Raw genomic sequence first — 23,457 nt, 5'->3', positions numbered from 1 at the left:
GCGGAGGTAAAAGGGCCAGTGACCAGAGGAGACTTCCCCAACGTTCGCACGGTCGCCGAGGTGGAGACGCTGGCGTGGCTGCTCCGGTGGCGGGCTGCCCGCCGGCCCGAGCAGGTCGGTCACGTCTTCCTCGCCGAGGACGGTGCCGAAACCCCCCTCACCTACGGCGAGCTGGACCTCCGGGCCCGCGCGATCGCGGTCCGGCTGCGGCGGGCGGGCCTGGCCGAGGGTGATCGGGCGCTGCTGCTCTACCCGCCCGGCGCCGACTTCCTCGCGGCGTTCTTCGGCTGCCTGTACGCCGGCGTGGTCGCCGTCCCCACGTTCCCTCCCGACCCGCTCCGGCTGGACCGCACGCTGCCGCGCCTGATCGCCACCGTCACGGACGCCGATCCTCGCGCGGCGCTCACGGTCACGCCACTGCTGCCCCTGGCCGGCAGCCTGCCCGGGCAACCGGCCTGGATCGCCACCGACGCACCTGCCTCGGACGCCGCCGAATGGCGGCCGCCCGAGGCGACCGCTTCCTCCACCGCCGTGCTGCAGTACACCTCCGGCTCCACCGCCGAGCCCAAAGGCGTGATCCTCTCCCACGGCAACCTGCTGCACAACTCCCGGCTCATCCACGAGTTCTTCGGCACCACCGAGGACAGCCGCGGCATGAGCTGGCTGCCTCCCTACCACGACATGGGCCTGATCGGCGGTCTCCTCCAGCCGCTCTACGCAGGCTTCCCCGTCTGGCTCATGTCTCCCCTCGACTTCCTGCGGCGGCCGCTGAGCTGGCTGGAGACGCTGTCGCGGGTGGGCGTGACGGTCAGCGGCGGCCCCAACTTCGCCTACGACCTGTGCGTGCGCAAGACCACGGCGAGCGAGCGGGACCGCCTGGACCTCAGCTCATGGCGGGTCGCCTTCAACGGCGCCGAACCCATCCGCCGCGCCACCCTCGAACGCTTCGCCGACGCCTTCGCACCCGCCGGTTTCTCCAAGGAGTCCTTCTTCCCCTGTTACGGCCTCGCCGAGGCCACGCTCATCGTCACCGGCGGCTTCGCCTCCACCGTGGACGACTCCGTGGACGACTCCGTAGACGACCGGGTCAGCAGCGGCCGAAGCGCACCCGACCAGAGCGTCGAGATCGTCGACCCCGGCACCTGCCGCCCCTGCCCGCCCGGTCAGGTCGGCGAGATCTGGGTACGCGGCCCCAGCGTGGCAGGAGGCTACTGGGGCCGTCCCGACCTGAGCCGCGAGGTCTTCCAGGCGAAGCTCGCCGCTGGTCCGGGCTACCTCCGGAGCGGCGACCTCGGCTTCCTGCGCGACGGCGAGCTCGTGGTCACCGGCCGGATCAAGGACCTGATCATCATCCGGGGCCGCAACCACTACCCCCAGGACCTCGAGGCCACCGCCGAGCGGGCCCACCCCGCCGTGCGTCCCGGCGGGGTCGCCGCCTTCCTCGTCGAAGACCGGCCGGCCCTGGTGTACGAGCTCGCCAGGGACGCCGGTGACGTGGACATGGCCGCCGTCTCCCGCTCGATCCGCCACCGGGTCGCGGAGGAGCACGGGGTGAGCGCCGGCCTGGTCGTGGTCATCCCTGCCGGCGCTCTGCCCAAGACCACCAGCGGCAAGGTACGGCGTGACGCCTGCCGTCAGCGACTGCTGGCAGGTGAGCTGCCCGAGATCGGCAGAAGCGAAAGCGACCCCGACGCGATGGACGTGTCCGCCGCCGGTCTCACCCGGGAGGCGCTGCTCGCCATGCCCGGCGACCGGCGGGCCGGGGCCGTCCAGGACTACCTGCGCGCCCGGCTCGCCGCCCTCTGCGCCGTGCCCGCCGACGACCTGACGCCGGACCTGCCGCTGCTGGCCGCCGGGCTGGACTCGCTGGGCGCGCAGCAGCTCCAGCAGGACGTGGAGACCGAGCTGGGGTTGCGCCTGCCTCTTGCCGACATCCTCAGCGGCGCCGCGCTGTCCGAGGTCGCCACCCGGATCGCCGCGTCCGCGGACGGCGAGGCCGTGCCGGACCCGCACACCACGGCACCGGCGGCACCCGAGACGACGACGCGGCTCACCCCCGGCCAGCGCACCCTGTGGTTCCTGCAGCAGTTGGCGCCGGAGAGCACCGCGCACACCACGGTGGCGGCGTTCCGGCTGAGCGGCCCGCTCGACCCGCTCGCGCTGCGGGCTGCCTTCGACGCGCTCGTGTCCCGGCACGACGCGCTGCGGGCGGCCTTCACCGGCAGGGACGGCGAGCCCGTACGGGTGGCCCTGCCGCACCTGCCGGGAGCCTTCGAGCACGTCGAGGCGGACGGGCTCGACGACGAGGCGCTGCGGGCGCGGCTGGCCGAGGACGCCCACCGGCCGTTCGACCTCGCCTCCGGCCCGCTCGTGCGACTGCGCCTGTACCGGCGCGCGAGCGACGAGCACGTGGTCCTGGTGACGGCGCACCATATCGTGACGGACTTCTGGTCGACGATGATCCTCGGCCGTGAGCTCGCGGCGCTGTACACGGAACGGGCGGGCGGCCCGCCCGCCGAGCTCGCACCGCCCGGCGCGGAAGTCATGGACGTGCTCGCGTGGCAGGACGCGCTGCTCTCCGGCCCGGCCGGACGTGAGCTGGATCGCTACTGGAGCCGGCGGATCGGCGAAGGCGCTCCTCCGCTGGAGCTCGCGTCGTGGAACGCGGACAACGCATCGGATCGCGGTCAGGCCCGGCATTTCAGGATCGACAGCGCGCTGATCGGCAGGCTGAAGCGACGCGCGGCGGAAGAAGGCGTCACGCTGAACGTGCTGCTGCTCGCCGGTTTCCAGGCACTGCTGCACCGGCTGACGGGCCAGGACGACATCGTGGTCGGCACGCCGGTGGCCGCCCGCACCGGACCGGGTTTCGCGGAGATCGTCGGCTACCTCATGAACCCGGTGCCGATCAGAAGCCGCGCCGACGGACGGCTCACCTTCCGGCACCTGCTGAAGGAGACCAGAAGCCAGGTCATCGGCGCGATCGAGCACCAGAACCTGCCCAGCGCGCTCCTGGCCGAGCGGCACGCGCGCCGCGGGTTGTTCCAGACGATGTTCGTGTTCAACCAGCCGAACGCCGCCGACCTGGCGCGCTTCCCCGCGGTGCTGCTCGGCCACGCGGGGGTGCGCAGAGCCTTCGGCGGCGGTCTGGTGGCCGAGTCGCTGCCGGTCGAACCCCGGGAGAGCGCGTTCGACGTGGAGGTGTCGCTGTCCGAGATCGACGGCGAGGTCCGCGGCCTGCTCCGATACCGGACCAGCGTGTTCGACGGCCCGGGAGCGGAGCGGTTCGCGGAGACCTTCCTGACGCTGCTGGAGGCCGCCGCCGACGATCCGGAGACCCGGCTCGGCACGCTGCTGCCCGCGACGGGGGCCGAGCGCGTGCGGGTCCTGCGGGAGTGGAACGCCACGGATCGCGCCGTGGACACGAGCACGACCGTGGCGGAGCTGTTCGAACGGCAGGCCGCCCGGACACCGGACGCGATGGCCGTCGTGGCGGGCGGCGAGCGGGTCTCCTATCGGGAGCTGGACGAGCGCGCCAACCAGCTCGCGCACCTGCTCGGCGAGAGAGGGGTCAGCCCAGGAACACGGGTGGGGATATATCTGGACAAGGGGCCGGCCATGGTCGAGGCGCTGCTCGCGGTCGTCAAGGCGGGTGCGACCTATGTCCCGCTCGATCCCCTCAACCCCCCGGAGCGGGTCGCCACCGCCTTCGCCGACGCCTCCGTGAAGAGCGTGCTGAGCGAGCATGCCCTGAGAGACAAGCTGCCGGAAGCTCCGGTGATCCTGCTCGACGCGGACCGGCCGGAGATCCGGCGGCAGCCGACGACGCCGCCACGGATGAAGCCCTCCGACACGGCATACGTGATCTACACCTCAGGCTCGACGGGGACGCCGAAGGGGGTGGCGGTCCCGCACGCGGCCCTGACCAATCACACGCTGCACGCCGCCGGGATGTACGGGATCAGCCCGGCCGACCGGATCCTCCAGTTCGCCTCGATCGGGTTCGACGCCAGCGCCGAGGAGATCTACCCCGCCCTGGCTCAGGGCGCCTGCCTGGTCCTGCGCACGGACCGCATGCTGGCCGACCCGGCCGGGTTCCTGCGGGCCTGCGCGGCGGAGGCGGTGACCGTGCTCGATCTGCCGACCGCGTTCTGGCACGACCTGGTGGGAGCGCTGGAGGACGGCGAAGCCGTACTGCCGGAAACCCTGAGGCTCGTCATCATCGGTGGCGAGCGCGCGCTGCCGGACCGGGTCGCGGCCTGGCGGGGACGGGCCGGCGACCGGGTGCGGCTGGTCAACACCTACGGGCCCACGGAGGCCACGATCGTGGCCACGTCCGGCGAGCTGACGGGCGCCGCGGCCTCCATCGGCCGTCCGATCGCGAACACCCGCGCCTACGTGCTCGACGAGGCGTGCCGGCCGGTGCGGGCCGGAGTGGTGGGTGAGCTGTATCTGGGTGGCATCGGACTGGCCCACGGCTACCTCGATCGGCCGGCGCTGACGGCGGAGAGGTTCGTGGCCGATCCGTTCGGCCCCGCGGGCGGGCGGCTGTACCGGACGGGCGACCTGGTCAGGCACCTGCCGGACGGCTCGCTGGCGTTCGTGGCCCGCGCCGACCGCCAGATCAAGCTGAACGGCTACCGCGTCGAGCTCGGCGAGATCGAGTCGGCGCTGCGCCGCCTGCCCGGCGTCGCCGACGCGGCGGTGACCCTGCGAGCGCACCTGATCGCCTACGTGACGCCTGCCCTGCCCGCCGAGGAACTGCCCGCCGAGGAACTGCCCGCCGAGGAACTGCGCGCGTCTCTGCGCGCCGTCCTCCCCGGGTACATGGTCCCGGCCCACTACGTCCTCTTGGCCGCGCTTCCCCGGACCGTCAACGGCAAGATCGACTACGCCGGGCTGCCCATGGCCGATCCCACCCCCGTGCGGGAGGGCCCGGCCGAGCCGCCGCGGACGCCGGAGGAGCGCGCGCTGGCGGAGATCTGGCGCGAGGTGCTGGGAGTGCCGGAGGTGGGGCGGCACGACGACTTCTTCGCGCTCGGCGGCCACTCGCTGCAGGCCACCAAGGTGCTGGCCCGCGTGGCCGACACCCTCGGGCTGGACCTGCCGTTGCGCGCGGTCTTCGAGTCGCCCACGCTCGCCGCCCTCGCGGCCCGCCTTCCCGGCGCCGCGCCCACCCGGTCCGGGCCGGTGCCGCCCGCCCCGCGGGACCAGCCGCTGCCCCTGTCGTTCGTCCAGGAACGCATCTGGTTCCTGCAGCAGGTCGAGCCGGACAGCACCAATTACAACGTCCCCCGGGCCATGCGCCTGTTCGGCAAGGTGAACCTGGAGACGGTCACCCGGGCGCTGGCCGACCTGGAGGTCAGGCACGAGATCCTCCGCACGACCTTCCCCGACTTCGACGGCGAGCCGGTGCAGCACGTGCACGAGCCACGCGGCATCCCGGTGACCACGCTCGACCGGACCGGGCTGCCCGAGCACGAGCGCGACGCCTGGATCCGCGACTACATCCTGGCCGCGGGACAGGAGCCGTTCGACCTGGCGGAGGGCCCGCTGCTCCGCGTGTCCCTGGTCCGGCTGGCGGCCGAGGAGTACGTGCTGGTCGTCGTGGAGCACCACATGATCCACGACGGGTGGGCACAAGGGGTGTTCCTGCGCGACTTCCTGGAGCTGTACGAGGCGCACGCCACCGGCCGCGAGCCACGCCTGCCCGAGCTGCCCGTCCAGTACGCCGACTTCGCGCACTGGCAGCGCCGCGCGATCGCGGGGGAGCGGCTGACGACCCTGCTGGACTTCTGGCGCGGCCGGCTCGACGGCGCGCCGCCCCTGCTGAAACTCACCACCGACCGGCCCAGGCCCGCCGAGCCGACGTTGCGCGGCGGTGAGGAGGTCCTGGTCATCGAGGACGGCCTCGCGCGGCGACTGCGCGAGCTCGGACGGGACCACGACGCCACCCTGTTCATGACCATGTTCGCGGCGTTCGCGATGCTGTTGTACGGCGACAGCCGCCAGCAGGACATCGTCATCGGCAGCGGCATCGCCAACCGGCAGCGGGCCGAGCTGGAGAACCTGCTCGGCATGATGATCAACACCGTTCTGCTGCGGGTGGACCTGTCCGGGGACCCGGCCTTCCCGGAGCTGCTGGAGCGGGTCCGTGACACCTGCCTGGAGGCGTACGCGCACCAGGACATGCCGTTCGAGAAGCTCGTCCAGCACCTGCGACCGGCGCGGAGCCTGAGCCACACACCGTTGTTCCAGGTGATGTTCAGCTTCCTCGACACGCCGATGCCGAGACTGCGGCTGCCCGACGTGCGCCTGGAGGTGCTGAACGCGCACAACCGCTCGGCCAAGTTCGACCTGAACGCGGTGATCATCCCGCATGCCGAGGACCGCTTCCAGGACGCGGGCTCCGGGCCGCGTGAGGAGACGATCACGGTGTTGCTGGAGTACAGCACGGATCTGTTCGACGCGGCGACCGTGCGCGGGATGCTGGATCGCTACCTCACGCTGCTGCGGGCGGTCGTCGCGCGGCCGGGGATGTCGGTGGCGGAGCTGGTGACGGGTGACGGGGTGCTCCTGTGAACGACTCGCTTCCCGCGTTGTTCGCGGAGGTGTGCGCGCGGCAGCCGTACCGGATCGCGGTTGTCTGCGGCGCGGAGCGCCTGACCTACGCGGAGCTGGACGCCGCGGCCCGGGGGCTCGCCGCCGAGCTCGTGCGCCGGGGTGTGCGGCGCGGGGAGCTGGTGGGGCTGCGGGTGAGCCGGTCGGCCGACGTTCCGGTGGCGGTGCTCGGGATCATGCTGGCGGGCGCGGCGTATGTGCCGCTCGATCCGCGGTATCCGGCCGAGCGGCTGCGGCTCATGGTGGACGAATCCGGGATTCGGCACACGGTGGGCGGCGACGTGCCGGTCTGGGGCCACGAGCCGGCACCGGCGGACGGGCTGCCCGCGCTCACCCCCGGCGATCTCGCCTACGTGATCTACACCTCCGGCTCCACCGGGCGGCCGAAGGGCTGCGTGCTCACCCACGCGAACGTGCTGAGCCTGCTCGACGCCGCGCTGCCGCTGTTCGACGTCGGGGCCGACGACCGGTGGACGCTGTTCCACTCGATCAACTTCGACTTCTCGGTGTGGGAGCTGTGGGGGGCGCTGGCCACGGGCGCGACCCTGGTGATCGTGGACGCCGAGACCTCCGTGGACCCGGTGGAGTTCCTGGAGCTGCTCATCCGGGAGGGGGTGAGCGTGCTCAACCAGGTGCCGCCGGTGTTCCGCGTGCTGGTGGAGACGCACGCCGACGCGGGACGGCCGCCGCTGCCGCTGCGCTATGTGATCTTCGGCGGGGACGCCGTGGACCTGGACGTCACCGCCGCCTTCCTGGACGCGCTGCCCGAGGACGGCAGGCCGGTCGTGGTCAACATGTACGGGATCACCGAGACCACCGTGCACGTCACCTTCAAGGAGCTCGACCAGACGGCGTTGCGGGGCCCCGACCGCTCGCCGATCGGCCGTCCGCTCCCGCATCTGGACGTCGTGCTCCGCGACGCGTACGGCGCGGCGGTGCCGGACGGCGAGGCCGGCGAGATGTGGGTGTCCGGCGGCGGGGTCGGCGCGGGTTACCTGGGCCGTGACGACCTGACGGCCGAGCGGTTCGTCGTCGCGGACGGCGTTCGCTGGTACCGGTCGGGGGATCTGGCCCGCCGTACAGGTGACGGCGAGTTGCAGTACCTCGGGCGGGCCGACCGGCAGGTGAAGCTGCGCGGGCTGCGCGTCGAGCTCGGGGAGATCGAGACGGTGTTGCGCGGGTGCACGGGGGTCCGGGACGCGGTGGTGCGGTTGGTCGCCGATCGCACGCTCGGGGATCTCCTGATCGCCTATGTGGTCGCGGGCGACGGCTATGACGCCGAGCTGGTGCGGGACGAGTGCGGGACGGTGTTGCCCGCCTACATGGTGCCCGCCCGGTACGAGACCCTGCCGGCGATTCCGCTGTCCACCACCGGCAAGGTCGACCGGGCTGCCCTGCCATACCCCTAAGGGCGCTTCATCGCGACGATGCGCAGCTCGGCGGTGTAACGGGCGCCGCGGGCGTCGCGCAGCCACAGGCGGTCGATGTCCGGCAGCATCTCCGAGATCGTGACCGTGCCGGTCCCGGTTTCGGCGCTACGGCGGATGGACTTGCCGAGCAGGTTCACCAGCGACAGGCTCCTGAAGTCCACGGCCATCGGCTTGCGCTCGGTCGGCACCCGGACGAAGCCGCGTTCCGGCAGGCCATGCTGAGCGCGCCAGCGTCGTCCCTGCACGTAACGCCGCCGCTCGTCCTTGACGAAGGCCCAGGCCACGTCGGCGGCCGGGAACGTCCACGCCTCGCGGTTGACGACCAGCCGGTCGATGGTGATGCGCGGGCTGTGCGCCGCGCCGCCGAACGGCTTGAACGCGTCGACGACCAGCGAGCTGAACAGGTCGCCCGCGGCCTCCGTGAACGTGTGCTCGCGGCCGTGCCCGGAGCGATGCCGCACGACGAGGTCGTCCCCGCGCCGCTCCACCACCAGGTCCAGCACGGAGACCAGCGGAGACTCCGGTGGCGGCTCGAACGACTCGGCGCCGATGCACAGGTAGGTGTAGCCGGACAGCATCATCTCGTCGGCGCGCGACATCCGCGTGGTGGCCAGCGGCGAGTCGGCGCGCGGGACGACCACCACGCGCTCGTCCAGGCCGCTGGCGACGGCGGCCTCGTGCAGGCGGCGCGGGTCCGGGTGCTGGTTGACGAATACCTTGTTCTCCAGCGTGTTGGCCGAGCAGTGCAGCTCGCCGAGCACGAAGTCCACGTCGCCGCGGGCCAGCGCGTCCTCGTCGGCGGTGAGGAGCATGAGGTCCGGCGAGAACCAGTGCGCGGCGCTCCAGCGCGGCACGCCCGTGGCGAACTCGGCCGCCACCCGGCCGGCGAGCTCCCCGGCGGTGAACCGGAGCTCCCGCGTCGAGCCGAACTCCTCCGGCGGCAGCTCGATCACCCGCCGCCAGCGCCGCCGGAACTCCTCCACGACCTCGTCCACGATCTCCGACCCCGGCGTCAGCGTGAGCCTGCCCAGCTCCGGCATGACCGAGGTCAGCAGTTGCAGCAGCGGCATCGTGGCAGAGCCCGTGCGGGCCGTCTCGCGGTCGAACGACTCGCGCGCCCGCGCCTCGTAGCGCTCGGCGACGGCATCGGTCAGCCACCTCGCGCTGTCCAGCACCAGTCCGAGCGGCGCGGCCAGCGCGTCGGTCACCCTCCGTCCCAGCCGCACGTCGAGGTCGCGGACGGTGTCCTCATAGACGAGGGTACGGCCGGCGTACACGCCACCGGAGCGGCGGGTGGCCTGCCGGCCGGTGATCCGCTCGAACGTCTCGGCCAGCTCACCCTGCGCCGCCATGAGCCGCTCCGCGTCGCCCGCCGCGGCCGACACGGCGTCACGCGCGCCGACCAGCTCGTCCAGCGAGGACCGGGCGCGGGCGCGTACTGCGGCGTCGGCGATCAGGTCGATGCGCTCGGCCAGCTCCCGCTCGGGCCAGGTGACCAGCTTGCCGTTCAGGTCGACGCGCACCGCGCCGAGCTCGCACAGCCGTAGCAGGACGGCGACGATCGCCGGATCCGGCGGGTCGCCCGCGAGGTCGCGCACGGTGCGGCGGCCGTCGCAGCGTCCGAGGACACGCAGCTCGGCGGCCCGCAGCGGGACCGGCTTGCGGAACGGCAGCCGCAGCACCCCTCCGGTGAGCGTCGCCGCCGCGTCCGTCGTGGGACGCAGCCAGGGCCACACCTCGGGACGTGCCGCGAGCGTCTCCGCCACGGCGTCGATGGCCCAGCCCTCGAAGTAGGCGGTGCGCCGGGACAGCAGCCCGGACCCCGGAGTCATTTCCAGGCCGGTGTCATCCGCGCCGATCCGGGCCCAGCCGAGCGGGCCGAAGAAGCCGACGGTGTCGTTCTTGAGGGAGTAGCGCTGCAGGTATGTCGTGATGGTGAGCTCGTGGCGGCGGCCCTCGCGGTGCGAGCGAGGCTCACCGGCGGCCACCTTGTCCAGGCAGACGCGGACGACCTGCGGGTTCTGCCAGGCCACCGCCTCGCGGAACAGGGGATCGGTGGACGCCCGGCGCATGACGGCGGTCAGCCGGTCGGTGGCGGCGGCCCAGACCTTCTCCCACTGCTGCTGGGTGGCCGGAGCGCGCTCATCCAGGTGGTCCGCCGCGGCGGCCAGCTCGGCGTCGCACAGCTCGGCGAACCACGCGGCCGGGAACCCCGTGCTGCGCAGCGCGCATTCGCGCCACAGCATCCAGCCTGTCGCGCCGAGCGGCGTGTGGTGCTCGGTTTCCTGGGTCATCGTCCTCAAGCTCCCGGTCCTGCCGACTCGATCTCGTTCAGCAGCGCTTCGAGGTCGTCGGCGCCGTACAGCTCTCCCTGAGCGCGGACGATCAACTGGGCCAGGCTCTCCACCGTCGGCGAGCCGAAGACGTCCCGCAGCGACAGCTCGATGCCGAACGTGTCACGGATGCGCGAGGCGAGCTGGGTGGCCAGCAACGAGAAGCCGCTCAGCTCGAAGAACGTGTCGTGGACGCCGACCCGCTCCACGTTGAGCAGCTCTTCGAAGATCGCGACGAGACGGTGTTCGATCGGCGTGCTCGGCGGCGCATAGTCGTCGACCGGGTCGCCGTCGTCGTCGGGGACGGGGAGCGCGTCGAGGTCGTAGTCGCCGTCGCGGGTGCGGGGCAGCTCATCCAGGACGAACAGGTGCTCGGGCATCAAGGCGTCGGACAGCACCGTGAGGAGGTACTGGCGGATCTTGACGGTGCCGAGCGCCGGGTCGGGGCCGGTGAGGTAGCAGGCCAGCACGATCCTGCCGTCCGCCGCGACATGCTCGGTCACCAGCGCGTCCCGGATGTCCGGGCCGTCGCGCAGCGCGGCCAGCGTCTCGACGGGATCGGCGTCCGCCCGGCCGATGAACTCCAGCGTGCCGTCGATCCAGCGGCGGGCCAGGTCGCCGAAGTGCTGGGAGCCGGAGCAGAGCTCGGCCACCTCGCCCACGGCGGCGAGCTGATCGCCGGAGTGGCGCAGCTCGGCCCGGTCGTCGGCCGGACCGCCGCTCAGCGGCACCCGCACGCCTGCGTTCTGCGGCTGCCAGTCGGCCGGGACCGGATAGACGGCGACCGGCCGCCCGTCGCGGCCCACCCGGTAGACGCCGACACCCCGGCATCCGGGAGACAGGCGGCGCAGCGCCACCAGGTCGTGGGAGATCAGGTCGCCGGAGTTCTCCACGAACGCGTGGCGGAGCGCCGGGAGCGTCTCGCGGGCAGCGTCCAGACCGCGCAGGATCGCCGGGGTCAGGTAGGCGACCGTGACCGCGTGTTCCCGCAGCAGGGACAGGTCGCCGCGCTCCGGCAGCAGCAGCGCCGCTCCGGCGCCGAACGCGCTGGACATCGCCGACACCAGGTGACCGGGCAGGGCCGACAACACCGCGAACCGGTCATCCTCCTCCAGCCCGAACCTCCGCACCGCCCAGTCAGCCTCCGGCCGCTCGGGATCCGGCCCCTCCGTGGCTCCGGTCACCCTTTCGCCGTCGTTGCCGGATATTTCGGCGAAGATCGGGCTCAGATCGACATCCACTTCGCTCCCCGGGAGCACGTCCACCACCGTGGAAACCCCGAGATACCGTGCCGCGACCGGCCCCGCCTCCTCGATCACGGAGAAGGTCACGCCCGCCTTCCCGCATCCGAGGACCGCCGCCACGAAGGCCGCCGAGGCTCGCCGTACCACCCCGAAGTGCTCCATCTGCGACGCCGCACGCTCCGACACCACGCGAGCCACCCGATCGGCCGCGCGGCTGATCCAGCGGTAGCTCCGCTCGCCGTCCCGGTCGATCACCGCGACCCGATCCCGCCCCTGCGCGAACCAGTCCACCGCCAGATGCGGCGCCACGGCAGGCCAGTCACCGGCGGCCGTCTTGTCGGCCGCGTCCGGCGGGTAGTCCAGCAACCCCCGGCCGGGATCCTCCACCACGGCGTGCAGGAACACCCGCAGCTGCTCCATCAACACCCGCATCATCGCCGACCGGTACCGCTCGGCGTTGAACTCGAGGTGGATCTGCAGCGCCTCCCCGACCTCCTGCGCGCTGATCATGAGATCGAACTTGCTGTCCAGCGCGGGCATCTCCATCGGCTCGACCGCGACGCCGGTGATCTCCTCCGCCACCGGACTCCCGATCACGTTGAGCAGCACCTGGAACAGCGGCGTCCGGCCCGGGTCCCGTGGCACCCGCAGCTCCTTCACCAGCACGTCGAACGGCGCGTCGGAGTGCGCGTACCCGTCCAGCGCGACCTGGCGCACCCGGGTCAGCAGGTCCGCGAACGTCGGCTCGCCCGACAGGTCCACCCGGAACGGCAGCGTGTTGACGAAGAACCCGATCAACCGATCGGTGCCCTCGTCCGTACGCCCGGCGACCGGCACGCCGATCACCACGTCCCGCTGCCCGGACCAGCGGCCCAGCGTGGTGGCCAGGCTCGCCAGCAGCACCATGAACGGCGTCACACCGTGCTTGCGGCACAACTCGTGCAGCTCACCGGTCTCCTGCGGCGACAGATCGAACCGCAGCCGCTCACCCCGCGCTCCCCTGGCCGGCGAGAACCGGCGCGCCAGCGGCAACGCCAGCGGCGGTGGCGCGTCGGCCAGATGCTCGCGCCAGTAGCCCACCTCTCGCTGGAGCGCCTCGCCCGCCAGCGCCGCCCGCTGCCACACCGCGTAGTCCCGGTACTGGATCGGCAGCTCGGCCAGCTCCGCCCGCTCCACGTCGCCGCCGGCCTCGTACAACGCCGACAACTCACGCACGAACAGCCCGACCGACCAGGCGTCGGAGACGATGTGGTGCATCGTGACGGCCAGCACGTGCTCGGTGTCGCTCAGCCTGACCAGCAGGCACCGGAACAACGGCCCCCGCGCCAGGTCGAACGGAGTGGTCGCCTGCTCGTCCGCCAGCCGGCGCGCCTCGTCGAGATCGGCGCCGTCGACGACCTCCAGCCTCCAGTCGGCACCGAGATCGTCCACCACCTGGACCGGCCGCCCGTCCACGGTCGGAAAGCGGGTACGCAACGTCTCGTGCCGGACCAGGATCGCGCGGATGCTCGCCTCCATCGCCGCCACGTCGAGCGGCCCCACCAGCCGCCGCCGCCCGTGCACGTTGTAGGCGGTACCCGGCCGGAGCTGGTTCTCCAGCCACAACCGCTCCTGGTCGAACGACAACACGGGCTCGGCCTCAGCCGTACGCGGCTCGACGGCGGAACCCTCCGACGACGAGCGCGCGGCCACCACCGCCGCCAGCCCGGCCACGGTGGGGGCGGCGAAGAACTCCTTCACCGAGACCCGCACACCCAGGATCTTCCTGATCCGCGCCACCACCTTGGGCGCCAGCAGCGAGTGCCCGCCCAGCTCGAAGAAGTCGTCGAACACGCTCAGGTGCGGAGAGCCGAGGATGTCGCGCCAGATATCCGCGACAACCTCCTCATAGGGGGTACGCGGGGCCATGCGCCGGCTCGGAGCCCAGGAAGGGTGTGCCATAGCCGAACCGTACGTGTCGCCCCCGGGCGTCCGGATGTCACACAAAAGGGGGATCGCAGCAGCCCGGCCCGTCCGGGCGCTACCCCCGGATCACGTGCTCCGGGCCGGGCAGCGCCGCCGACTCGGGGCTGCGCAGATATCCCATGACGAGATCGGCCAACCCGGCCCGCCGCGCCTGCCCGCGCGGGTTGGGGGCGGGCTCGCCCCTGACGAGGAGCTCGGCCTGCCTCCCGGCACGGCTCGCGCTCACGACCGCGGCCCCGGCTGCCATCGGCCCGGCCGGTTCGGTGGACCCGGTGAGGACGTAATGGCCGGCCAGTAACTCCTCGATGTCGCCGCTCACCTGCACCTGCCCGTCGTTCAGCATGACCAGCCAGTCACAGGTCTCCTCGATGTCGGCGACCACGTGCGAGGACAGCAGCACGGTCAGCTCCCGCTCGGCCACCTCCGCCATGATCGAGCGCATCACATCGTGCCTGGCGAGGGGGTCGAGGTTGGCCAGCGGTTCGTCCAGCACGAGAAGGTCGGGCCGCCGGGCCATCGCCAGCGTGATCGCCACCTGCGCCCGCTGCCCGCCCGACAGGACGCCCACCTTCCGATCCAGAGGCACACCCAGCCGGCCGAGCCGGTCACGGGCGGCGCCGTCGTCGAAGCGGGAGTTCACCCGGCGGCCGAAGGCGAGCATCTCGGCGGCGGTGAACCTCTCGGTCAGCGGCCTGTCCTGGGCCACGAACGCCACCTCGCCGTGCACCACGACGCTGCCGCACGTGGGCTTGAGCATGCCGACGGCGGCGTGCATGAGCGTGGTCTTGCCCGCGCCGTTCGGTCCTACGAGCGCGGCCACGCGCCCGGCCGGGATGGACAACGAGCAGTCACGCAACGCCCAGGAGCGGCGGTACCGCACACCCAGCCCGTTCGTCTCCAGCGCCGGCCTCACGCCGCCCCTTCCTTCGCGCCCTTCCCGGGGCCGCCCTTCTGGGAGTCCGCGAGGACAACGGTGACCAGCGCCCTCAGGTCCTCCTGGTCGAGCCCGGCCTCGCGCGCCTCGCGTACCCACCTCTCCAGGTCGCGCCGCAATCGGGTGTGCGCGACGAGCGTCGCGCCCGTGACACTCTGCAGCACGAATGTCCCCATGCCCGGCCGCCCTTCGACCAGCCCGTCCCGCTCCAGCTCGCGGTAGGCCTTGAGCACGGTGTTGGGGTTGATGGCCAGGCTCTCGACCACCTCGCGGGCGGTGGGCAGCTGGTCTCCCGGCCGCAGCGTGCCGAGCCTGAGAGCCTGCTTGACCTGGTGCACGAGCTGGAGGTAGGTCGACACTCCCGAGCCGCGGTCGAGATGGAACTCGATCACCGCAACACCCTTTCTCTATTCGAATAGTGAAAGAGTGTTGCAGGGGATCACCTGTTGTCAACTCCGAGCCGCGTCATGGGGTGAAGCGGTAGCCCATGCCCGGCTCGGTGATCAGGTGGACCGGGTGGGCGGGGTCGCGTTCGAACTTCTTGCGCAACTGGGCCATGTACTGGCGCAGGTAGTGGGTCTCCTTGACGTGCTTGCTGCCCCACACCTCGGTCAGCAGGTAGCGCTGGGGGATGAGCTTGCCGGGGTTGCGCAGCAGGATCTCCAGGATGTGCCATTCGGTGGGGGTGAGCCGCTGGCCACCCGAGATGGTCTTGCCGACGAGGTCGACCGTGTGGTCGCCGATCTGGATGCTGGCCAGCTCGGCCTCGTGGATGGCGGCGCGGCGGGAGACGGCCCGGATGCGGGCCAGGAACTCCTCGATGCTGAACGGTTTCGTCACGTAGTCGTCGGCGCCGGCGTCCAGAGCGTCGATCTTGTCCTGGTTCCCGGCCCGGCCGGACAGCACCACGATCGGGATGCGGGTCCAGCCGCGCAGGCCGTGGATGACGTCGACGCCGTCGATGTCGGGCAGGCCGAGGTCGAGCACGACGAGGTCGGGATGCCATTCGGCGGCTTCGCGCAGCGCGGAGGAGCCGTTCTCGGCGACGGCGACCTCGTACTGGCGGGCGGCCAGGTTGATGCGCAGGGCCCGCAGGATCTGCGGTTCGTCGTCGACGACGAGGATCTTGGTCATACTGTCACCGCCTGGGATGAGATGGGCATCTGGACGGTCATGGTGAGACCTCCCCCTGGTGTCTCTTCCGGTATGAGCGTGCCGCCCATGGCCTCGGTCAGGCCGCGGGAGAGCGCGAGCCCGAGGCCGACGCCCGTGCCGTTGTCGCGGTCGCCGAGCCGCTGGAACGGCTGGAAGACCCGGTCGCGGGCCTCGGGCGGGATGCCGGGGCCGCGGTCGATGACGCGGATCTCCACCTGCTCGTCGTGCCAGCTGGCGGTGATGAGCACCTTCCGGCCGGCGGGGCTGTAGCGGACGGCGTTGGTCATCAGGTTGACCAGGACGCGCTCCAGCAGGGCGGGGTCGGCGACGATCTCGGGGAGTTCGATGGAGATGTCGCCCTCGACGCGGTCGCGCAGCGATCCGAGGTCGTCGATCGCCCGCGGCACGACCTCTTCCAGGGCGACCGGCTGGAGTGACAGGCCGAGCACTCCGGCCTGCAGGCGGCTCATGTCGAGCAGGTTCTCCACCAGCCGGTCGAGCCGGCCCAGTGATTCATGGGCGGTGTCGAGCAGTTCGTCGCGGTCCTGGGGAGACCAGTCGATGTCGGCGCTGCGCAGGCTGTCGACGGAGGCCTTGGCGGCGGCCAGCGGGGTGCGCAGGTCGTGGCTGACGGCGGCCAGCAGGGCGGTGCGCATCTTGTCGGCCTCGGCCAGGGGCTTGGCCTGCCCGGCCTCCTCCTCCAGGCGTTCCTGCCGCAGCGCGACGGCGGCTTCGGCGGCGAACGCCTCCAGCACCCGCCGGTCGCTGGCGTCCAGCAGCCGGCCGCGGGCGGCGAGCACGAGCCGGTCGTTGATCTGCACGTCCGTGTCGGCCGCGCCAGGGTTGGTGCACGGGGTCTGGCCGGTGGTGGCGATGATGCGCCAGGCGGCGGGCTCGGACTGGTCGTCCGGGGTGGGCTCGCCGAGGCGTTCGAGCAGGGTGACCGAGTCCAGCCCGAACGTCTCGCGCAGGCGGCCGAGCAGCGACGGCAGCGCCGCCTCGCCGCGCAGCACGTGCCCGGCCAGCGTGGACAGCGCCTCGGCGTCCGCGCTCGCGCGGGCGGCCTGTCTGGTACGGCGGGCGGCGAGGTCCACGATCGAGCTGACCGCCGCCGCGACCAGCACGAACACGACCAGCGCGAACAGGTTCTCCGGATCGTTGATGGTGAACTCGCCGATCGGCGGCGTGAAGAACCAGTTGAGCAGCAGCGATCCCCCGACGGCCGCGGTGACGGCCGGCCACATGCCACCGGCCAGCGCGACCCCGACGGTCAGGCAGAGGAAGAACAGGATCTCGCTGGGCAGCGACAGCACGTCCCTGAACGGCGCGAGCAGGGCCGTGAGCAGCGGCATCCCGGCCACCGCCAGTGCCCAGCCGGTCAGGCGGCGCTTCCTGGTCAACGCGGCCCGCGAGCGTTCGGGACGCCTGCGCCCCTGCTTGACCTCCTCGTGGGTGATCATGTGGACGTCGATGGAGCCGGACAGGGCCGTGGTCTCCACGCCGACGCCCCGGGAGAAGATCTGCGCGAAGCGGCCTCTCCGCGACGCTCCGAGGACGAGCTGGGTGGCGTTGACGCCGCGGGCGAAGTCGAGCAGCGCCTGGGGGATGTCGTCGCCGACGACCTGGTGGTAGGTGCCGCCCATGCTCTCGACCAGCGTGCGCTGGCGGGCCAGGTTGGCCGGGTCGCCGCCGGCCAGTCCGTCGGCGCTGGTGACGTGGACGGCCAGCAGGTCGGCGCCCTTGGTGCGGGCGGCGACGCGGGCCGCCCGGCGTACCAGCGTGTCGCCTTCCGGGCCGCCGGTCAGTGCGACCACGACGCGTTCCCGGGTGTCCCAGGTGGTGGCGATGCCGTGCTCGGCGCGGTAGCGGTCGAGCTGGTCATCGACCTTTCCCGCGACCCAGAGAAGGGCGAGCTCACGGAGGGCCGTGAGGTTGCCGACGCGGAAGTAGTTCGACAGGGCGGCGTCGACCTTCTCGGGCATGTACACGTTGCCGTGGGCCATGCGGCGGCGCAGCGCCTCCGGCGACATGTCGACCAGCTCGACCTGGTCGGCGCGGCGCACCACCTCGTCGGGGACGGTCTCGCGCTGCGGGATTCCGGTGATCTCCTGGACGACGTCGTTGACGGACTCCAGGTGCTGGATGTTCACCGTGGAGATGACGTCGATCCCGGCGTCCAGGATGTCGTCGATGTCCTGCCAGCGCTTGACGTTCCTGGAGCCGGGCACGTTGGTGTGGGCCAGCTCGTCGATCAGCGCGATCTTCGGCTTGCGCTCGATGACGGCGTCCACGTCCAGCTCGGTGAAGGTGGCCCCGCGATAGACCAGCGTCCTGCGCGGGATCACCTCCATGCCCTCCAGGAGGGCCGCGGTGCGGGCGCGGCCGTGGGTCTCGACGAAGCCCACGACCACGTCCCGGTCGCGTTCCAGTCCGCGGCGGCCCTCGCAGAGCATCGCATAGGTCTTGCCGACCCCGGGCGCCGCGCCCAGGTAGACCCTCAGCCGCCCTCTCATGTCACCCCCTGTCGAGTGCGAGGTTGAGTTCGAGCACGTTGACGGCGGGTTCGCCCATGAAGCCGAGCGCCCGGCCCGTCGTGTTCTCGTTGATCAGCGTCTTGACCTTGTCCAGGGCCAGACCGCGTTCCTTGGCCACGCGAGGCGCTTGGAGCTCGGCGTAGGCGGCGGAGATGTGCGGGTCGAGGCCGGAGCCGCTCGCCGTGACGGCGTCGGCGGGCACGGCGGGCGTGCCCGCGTTCCCCCGGATCGGGACGGTGCGGCCGGCGGCGTAGTCCTCGCCGGGCTTGGCGCACTCCACCTTCAGCCCCTGGTATTCCGCGATGAAGGGGGTGGCGGGGCAGGCCTGGTTGATGCTGACGGCCCGGTCGGGGAAGACCTTGAGGACCGCGCCGACCCCGTCGGGGGTGCAGTACGGGCGGGCGCCGCTGACGCCCTCCAGCTCGCCGACCGCCTTGGAGCGGGTGCACACCCGGGTCAGCAGCGACTGCTTGCCCTCGTCCGGGTTGCCTTCCTCGTCCTTGGCGCCGGGCACCGGCAGCACGTCGACGACGTCCTCGGGACCGAGGTTGCTGGCGCCGGTCGAGGTCGGGTCGTAGCCGTCGCCGGCGGCCGACGGGCGGGACTGGAAGTACTTCTTGACCGCCTTGCCGTCGGCGTCGGTGAAGGACTGGCCGATGATCGCGCTGCCCACGTCCTTGCCGCCGGCCCGCACGATCGAGCCGTTGGCCTTGCCGTTGAACAGCGCCTGCGCGATCCCGGTCGTGGCCAGCGGATAGATCAGGCCGAGCAGCACGGTCAGGACGGCCACGGCCCTGATCGCGGCCAGATGCCGGCGCAGCCAGCTGGGTAGACGGTCCATTACGACATCCCCGGAAGAAACTGGATGAACAGGTCGATGATCTTGATGCCGACGAACGGCGCGACGATGCCGCCCAGGCCGTAGACGTACAGGTTGCGCGAGAGCAGCTTGGAGGCGCTGGAGGGCCGGTACCGGACGCCGCGCAGCGCCAGCGGGATCAGCGCGATGATGACCAGGGCGTTGAACACGACCGCGGACAGGATCGCCGACTGCGGGCTGGCCAGGCGCATGACGTTCAGGGCGTCCAGGCCCGGGTAGACCGCCGCGAACATGGCCGGGATGATCGCGAAGTACTTCGCGATGTCGTTGGCGATGGAGAACGTGGTCAGCGCGCCGCGGGTGATGAGCAGCTGCTTGCCGATCTCGACGATCTCGATCAGCTTGGTCGGGTTGGAGTCGAGGTCCACCATGTTCCCGGCCTCCTTGGCGGCCGAGGTGCCGGTGTTCATCGCCACGCCGACGTCCGACTGGGCCAGGGCGGGGGCGTCGTTGGTGCCGTCGCCGGTCATCGCGACCAGGCGGCCGCCCTGCTGCTCCTTCCTGATCAGGGCGAGCTTGTCCTCGGGGGTGGCCTCGGCCAGGAAGTCGTCCACGCCGGCCTCGTCCGCGATGGCTTTGGCGGTCAGCGGGTTGTCGCCGGTGATCATGACGGTGCGGATGCCCATGCGGCGCATCTCGTCGAAGCGTTCGCGCATGCCCTGCTTGACCACGTCCTTGAGGTGGATGACCCCGAGCACGCGGCCCTTCTCCGCGACGACCAGCGGGGTGCCGCCGGAGCCGGAGATGCCGTCCACGATGTGCCCGACCTCGTCGGTGGGGTGGCCGCCCCGGTCGCGGACCCACTTCATCACCGCCGTCGCCGCGCCCTTGCGGACCTGCCGATCGCCCAGGTTGACCCCGGACATGCGGGTCTGGGCGGTGAACTGCACCCACTCGGCGCCGTGGATCTCCCGCTCGCGCAGGCCGTAGCGCTGCTTGGCGAAGACCACGATCGAGCGGCCCTCGGGGGTCTCGTCGGCCAGGCTGGACAGCTGCGCGGCCTCCGCGAGCTCGGCCTCGGTGACGCCGTTCACGGGGACGAACTCCGACGCCTGCCGGTTGCCCAGGGTGATCGTGCCGGTCTTGTCCAGCAGCAGCGTGGACACGTCCCCGGCGGCCTCGACCGCGCGGCCGGACATGGCCAGGACGTTGCGCTGGACGAGGCGGTCCATGCCCGCGATGCCGATCGCGGACAGCAGCGCGCCGATCGTGGTCGGGATCAGGCACACCAGCAGCGAGACCAGCACCACGCCGGTGACGCCGTCGGCGTTCAGCGCGAGCGAGTCCGGCACGCCCGGGTTGGTGAGCTTGGAGTAGATGGCCAGCGGCTGCATGGTGACGGTGGCCACCAGGAAGATGATCGTCAGCGCGGCGAGCAGGATGTTGAGGGCGATCTCGTTCGGCGTCTTCTGCCGGTTCGCCCCCTCGACCAGGGCGATCATGCGGTCGATGAAGCTCTCGCCGGGCTTCTGGGTGATCTGCACGACGATCCGGTCGGACAGCACCTTGGTGCCGCCGGTGACCGCCGAGCGGTCGCCGCCGGACTCGCGGATCACCGGGGCGGACTCGCCGGTGATGGCCGACTCGTCCACCGACGCGATGCCCTCGACCACGTCGCCGTCGCCGGGGATGGTCTCCCCGGCCTCGACGATCACGAAGTCGCCCTGCCGCAGCTCGGGCGCGCCGACCACGTCCCAGTCCGTGGAGGTGCGGCTCTTGAGGCGGCGGGCCCGGGTGTCGGTCTTGGCCTTGCGCAACGTGGCCGCCTGCGCCTTGCCGCGCCCCTCGGCGACGGCTTCGGCCAGGTTGGCGAAGACGGCGGTCAGCCAGAGCCAGACCACGATGGCCCAGGCGAAGAACGACGGGTCGAGGATCGCCAGCACGGTGGTGAACGCGGCGCCGACCTCGACGATGAGCATCACCGGGTTGCGCCACAGCGTGGCCGGGTTGAGCTTCTTCAGCGCGTCCGGCAGCGACCTCAGCAGCTGTTTCGGATCGAGCAGACCGCCGCCCACGCGGCCGTTCCGCTCCGCTGTCTTGAGCGCGGGGGATGACATGTCAGGACAGTCCTTCTGCGATGGGGCCGAGCGCGAGCGCCGGGAGGAAGGTGAGGGCGACCAGGATGATCGTCACGCCGACGACCATGCCGACGAACTGCGGCCGGTGCGTCGGCAGCGTGCCGGCGCTCTCGGGGACCGGCGACTGCGCGGCCAGCGATCCGGCCAGCGCCAGCACCAGGATGATCGGCAGGAACCGGCCGAAGGCCATGCACAGGCCGAGCGCCACGTCGTACCAGGGTGTGTTGACGGTGATCCCGGCGAAGGCGGAGCCGTTGTTGTTGGAGGCGCTGGTGAACGCGTACAGCACTTCGGACAGGCCGTGCGGGCCCGAGTTCAGCATGCTCGCCCGCTGCTCGGCCGAGCCCATCGCGAACGCCGTGCCGACCAGCACCAGCACCGGCGTGACCAGGAAGTACAGGGAGGCCAGCTTGATCTCGCGCGAGCTGATCTTCTTGCCCAGGTATTCGGGGGTGCGGCCGACCATCAGCCCGGCCACGAACACCGTGATCACGGCCAGGATCAGCATGCCGTACAGGCCGGAGCCGACCCCGCCGGGCGCGACCTCGCCCAGCATCATGTTGAACAGCGTCATCATGCCGCCGAACGGCGTATAGGAGTCGTGGAAGGAGTTGACCGCGCCGGTGCTGGTCAGCGTGGTGGCGGCGGCGAAGGTGGCGGAGTCGGAGACGCCGAAGCGGACCTCCTTGCCCTCCATCGCCGCCCCGACGGCCTGCGGCACGGTCGCGTGGCCGCCCAGCTCGAAGACGTTGGTGAGCAGCACGCTGGCCAGCGCGATCACGCCCATCACGGCGAGGATCGCGTACCCCTGCCTGACCTGCCCGACCAGCTTGCCGAAGGTGCGGGTCAACGAGAACGGGATCACCAGGATCAGGAAGATCTCCAGCCAGTTCGTCCAGGTGGTGGCGTTCTCGAACGGGTGGGCTGAGTTGGCGTTGTAGAAGCCGCCGCCGTTGGTGCCCAGCTCCTTGATGACCTCCTGCGAGGCGACCGGACCGCCGGTGATCGGCTGGGTGCCGCCGGTCAGCGTGGTGATCTCGTGCGGGCCGGCGAAATTCTGGATCAGCCCGCCGGCCACCAGCACCAGAGCGCCGACGAAGGCGATCGGCAGCAGGATCCGGAGCGAACCGCGGACCAGGTCCACCCAGAAGTTGCCGATCGTGTCGGAGGTGCGCCGGGCGAACCCGCGCACCAGGGCGATGGCCACGGCCATGCCCACCGACGCCGACACGAAGTTCTGCACGGCCAGCGCGGCCATCTGGGTCAGGTGGCCCATCGTGGACTCGCCGGAGTAGGCCTGCCAGTTGGTGTTGGTGACGAAGCTGATCGCCGTGTTCCAGGCGATGTGGTCGGTGACCGGCTTCATCCCGACGCTGAGCGGCAGCTTGTCCTGCAGCCGCTGGATCGCGTACACGAACAGGATCGAGACCAGCGAGAACGCCAGCAGGCTGCGGGCGTAGACACCCCAGCTCTGCTCGGCGTCCGCGCGCACCCCGAGCAGCCGGTAGATCACGCGCTCGACGGCGTTGTGCTTGGCGCTCGTGTAGATCCGGTGCATGTAGTCGCCGAACGGCTTGTGCACCAGGGCCAGAGCGGCGATCAGGGAGACGATGAAGATCATCCCTGCGACGGTCGTGCTCATCAGAAACGCTCCGGGAACAGCAGGGCCACGACCATGAAGATCACCAAACCGGCGACCACGATCAGGCCGGCGGCGTTGACGGCACTCACAGCCGCTCCACCGCCTTCACCACGAGCCCGAAGATCACGAAGATCGCGATCGTCAGGGCGACGAAGATGACGTCAGCCATCCCCACTCCTCAATCTGGACATGTTGGTTGGGCCGCGCCCATCTCGGGCGGCGCCAAGGCCAGCAAACCCTGAGATTTGGGGCGTTTTTCCTTTCTTGACGGGTTCCATACGGCCGGAGCCTGATTTTTGACGGCATCCCTACGCGCCGCTTCGAGCGCCGTCTTCTTGGCGCGTCAGGGTCTCGTGGACGTTCGTCATCGAAGTGTCCAGGACCTGTCACGACTGGCCGCGTCCGCGCTCAGGGGAGGAGTAGTGCCTTGAAGACCCTTGGAGGAGGTTCATGGTGCGAGATGGGCCGCCCGATGTGAGATATGCCGGGATCGAGCAGTTGCATCATCCGCGTCCCATGTCCTGGGGCGGACGCCCTACCCCCGTGCGAGAGCGGCTTCTGAGCGGAACATGGAAACCCTGTCGAGGTCCGGGCCGGTTGGCCCGGTAGGCCGATCGCAAGTGGAGCGGAAACCTCCAGCA

Annotated in this window: 12 protein-coding genes; 2 read left to right on the top strand and 10 right to left on the bottom strand. The window is 71.4% G+C overall.

Translation table 11 applies throughout. The features are described 5' to 3' along the window. Positions 1-18 precede the first annotated feature (18 nt). Both ACIHFD_RS51560 and ACIHFD_RS51555 read left to right on the top strand, forming a co-directional pair. The gene (locus tag ACIHFD_RS51560) at positions 19-6,582 is read left to right on the top strand and encodes an amino acid adenylation domain-containing protein (protein WP_397373163.1); all 6,564 of its coding nucleotides are present in this window, start codon (positions 19-21) and stop codon (positions 6,580-6,582) included. After that, positions 6,579-8,030 (top strand): amino acid adenylation domain-containing protein, encoded by a 1,452-nt coding sequence (locus ACIHFD_RS51555; protein ID WP_397373162.1) that lies wholly within the window; start codon positions 6,579-6,581, stop codon positions 8,028-8,030. Before ACIHFD_RS51560 ends, ACIHFD_RS51555 begins: the two co-directional genes overlap by 4 nt. Here ACIHFD_RS51555 and ACIHFD_RS51550 read toward each other — a convergent pair. From ACIHFD_RS51550 to kdpF, 10 genes are all read right to left on the bottom strand, one after another. Continuing rightward, positions 8,027-10,345, bottom strand: a complete 2,319-nt coding sequence (locus ACIHFD_RS51550; protein ID WP_397373161.1) for a lantibiotic dehydratase — start codon at positions 10,343-10,345, stop codon at positions 8,027-8,029. The genes ACIHFD_RS51555 and ACIHFD_RS51550 overlap by 4 nt on opposite strands. Positions 10,346-10,350: 5 nt before the next feature. Then, positions 10,351-13,569 carry a condensation domain-containing protein gene (locus tag ACIHFD_RS51545; protein WP_397373160.1) on the bottom strand — a complete coding sequence of 1,073 codons (3,219 nt, stop codon included), beginning with the start codon at positions 13,567-13,569 and terminating at the stop codon, positions 10,351-10,353. Positions 13,570-13,648: 79 nt separating this feature from the next. Beyond that, positions 13,649-14,506 (bottom strand): ABC transporter ATP-binding protein, encoded by an 858-nt coding sequence (locus ACIHFD_RS51540; RefSeq protein ID WP_397373159.1) that lies wholly within the window; start codon positions 14,504-14,506, stop codon positions 13,649-13,651. Further along, on the bottom strand, positions 14,503-14,919 hold the full coding sequence (locus ACIHFD_RS51535; RefSeq protein WP_364260734.1) for a GntR family transcriptional regulator: 417 nt from the start codon (positions 14,917-14,919) through the stop codon (positions 14,503-14,505). Before ACIHFD_RS51535 ends, ACIHFD_RS51540 begins: the two co-directional genes overlap by 4 nt. A 73-nt stretch (positions 14,920-14,992) precedes the next feature. Further along, the gene (locus ACIHFD_RS51530; protein ID WP_363983670.1) at positions 14,993-15,661 is read right to left on the bottom strand and encodes a response regulator; all 669 of its coding nucleotides are present in this window, start codon (positions 15,659-15,661) and stop codon (positions 14,993-14,995) included. Then, positions 15,658-18,195: a DUF4118 domain-containing protein gene (locus ACIHFD_RS51525; protein ID WP_397373158.1), complete on the bottom strand. Its 2,538-nt coding sequence runs from the start codon at positions 18,193-18,195 to the stop codon at positions 15,658-15,660. Before ACIHFD_RS51525 ends, ACIHFD_RS51530 begins: the two co-directional genes overlap by 4 nt. Position 18,196: 1 nt before the next feature. Continuing rightward, positions 18,197-19,057 carry a potassium-transporting ATPase subunit C gene (locus tag ACIHFD_RS51520; protein WP_397373157.1) on the bottom strand — a complete coding sequence of 287 codons (861 nt, stop codon included), beginning with the start codon at positions 19,055-19,057 and terminating at the stop codon, positions 18,197-18,199. Continuing rightward, a complete protein-coding gene (gene kdpB, locus ACIHFD_RS51515) occupies positions 19,057-21,153 on the bottom strand; it encodes a potassium-transporting ATPase subunit KdpB (protein WP_397373156.1) in 2,097 nt (698 codons plus the stop codon). Before kdpB ends, ACIHFD_RS51520 begins: the two co-directional genes overlap by 1 nt. A 1-nt stretch (position 21,154) precedes the next feature. Continuing rightward, entirely contained in the window at positions 21,155-22,816 is a 1,662-nt protein-coding gene (kdpA, locus tag ACIHFD_RS51510; RefSeq protein WP_397373155.1) for a potassium-transporting ATPase subunit KdpA, read from the bottom strand. Next, positions 22,816-22,905 carry a K(+)-transporting ATPase subunit F gene (gene kdpF / locus ACIHFD_RS51505; protein WP_350737184.1) on the bottom strand — a complete coding sequence of 30 codons (90 nt, stop codon included), beginning with the start codon at positions 22,903-22,905 and terminating at the stop codon, positions 22,816-22,818. Before kdpF ends, kdpA begins: the two co-directional genes overlap by 1 nt. Positions 22,906-23,457 lie beyond the last annotated feature (552 nt).

It is taken from the genome of Nonomuraea sp. NPDC051941, from assembly GCF_044593615.1.
Note: the sequence above shows the minus strand (reverse complement) of the source record. Positions and strands in the feature narration are given on the sequence as shown.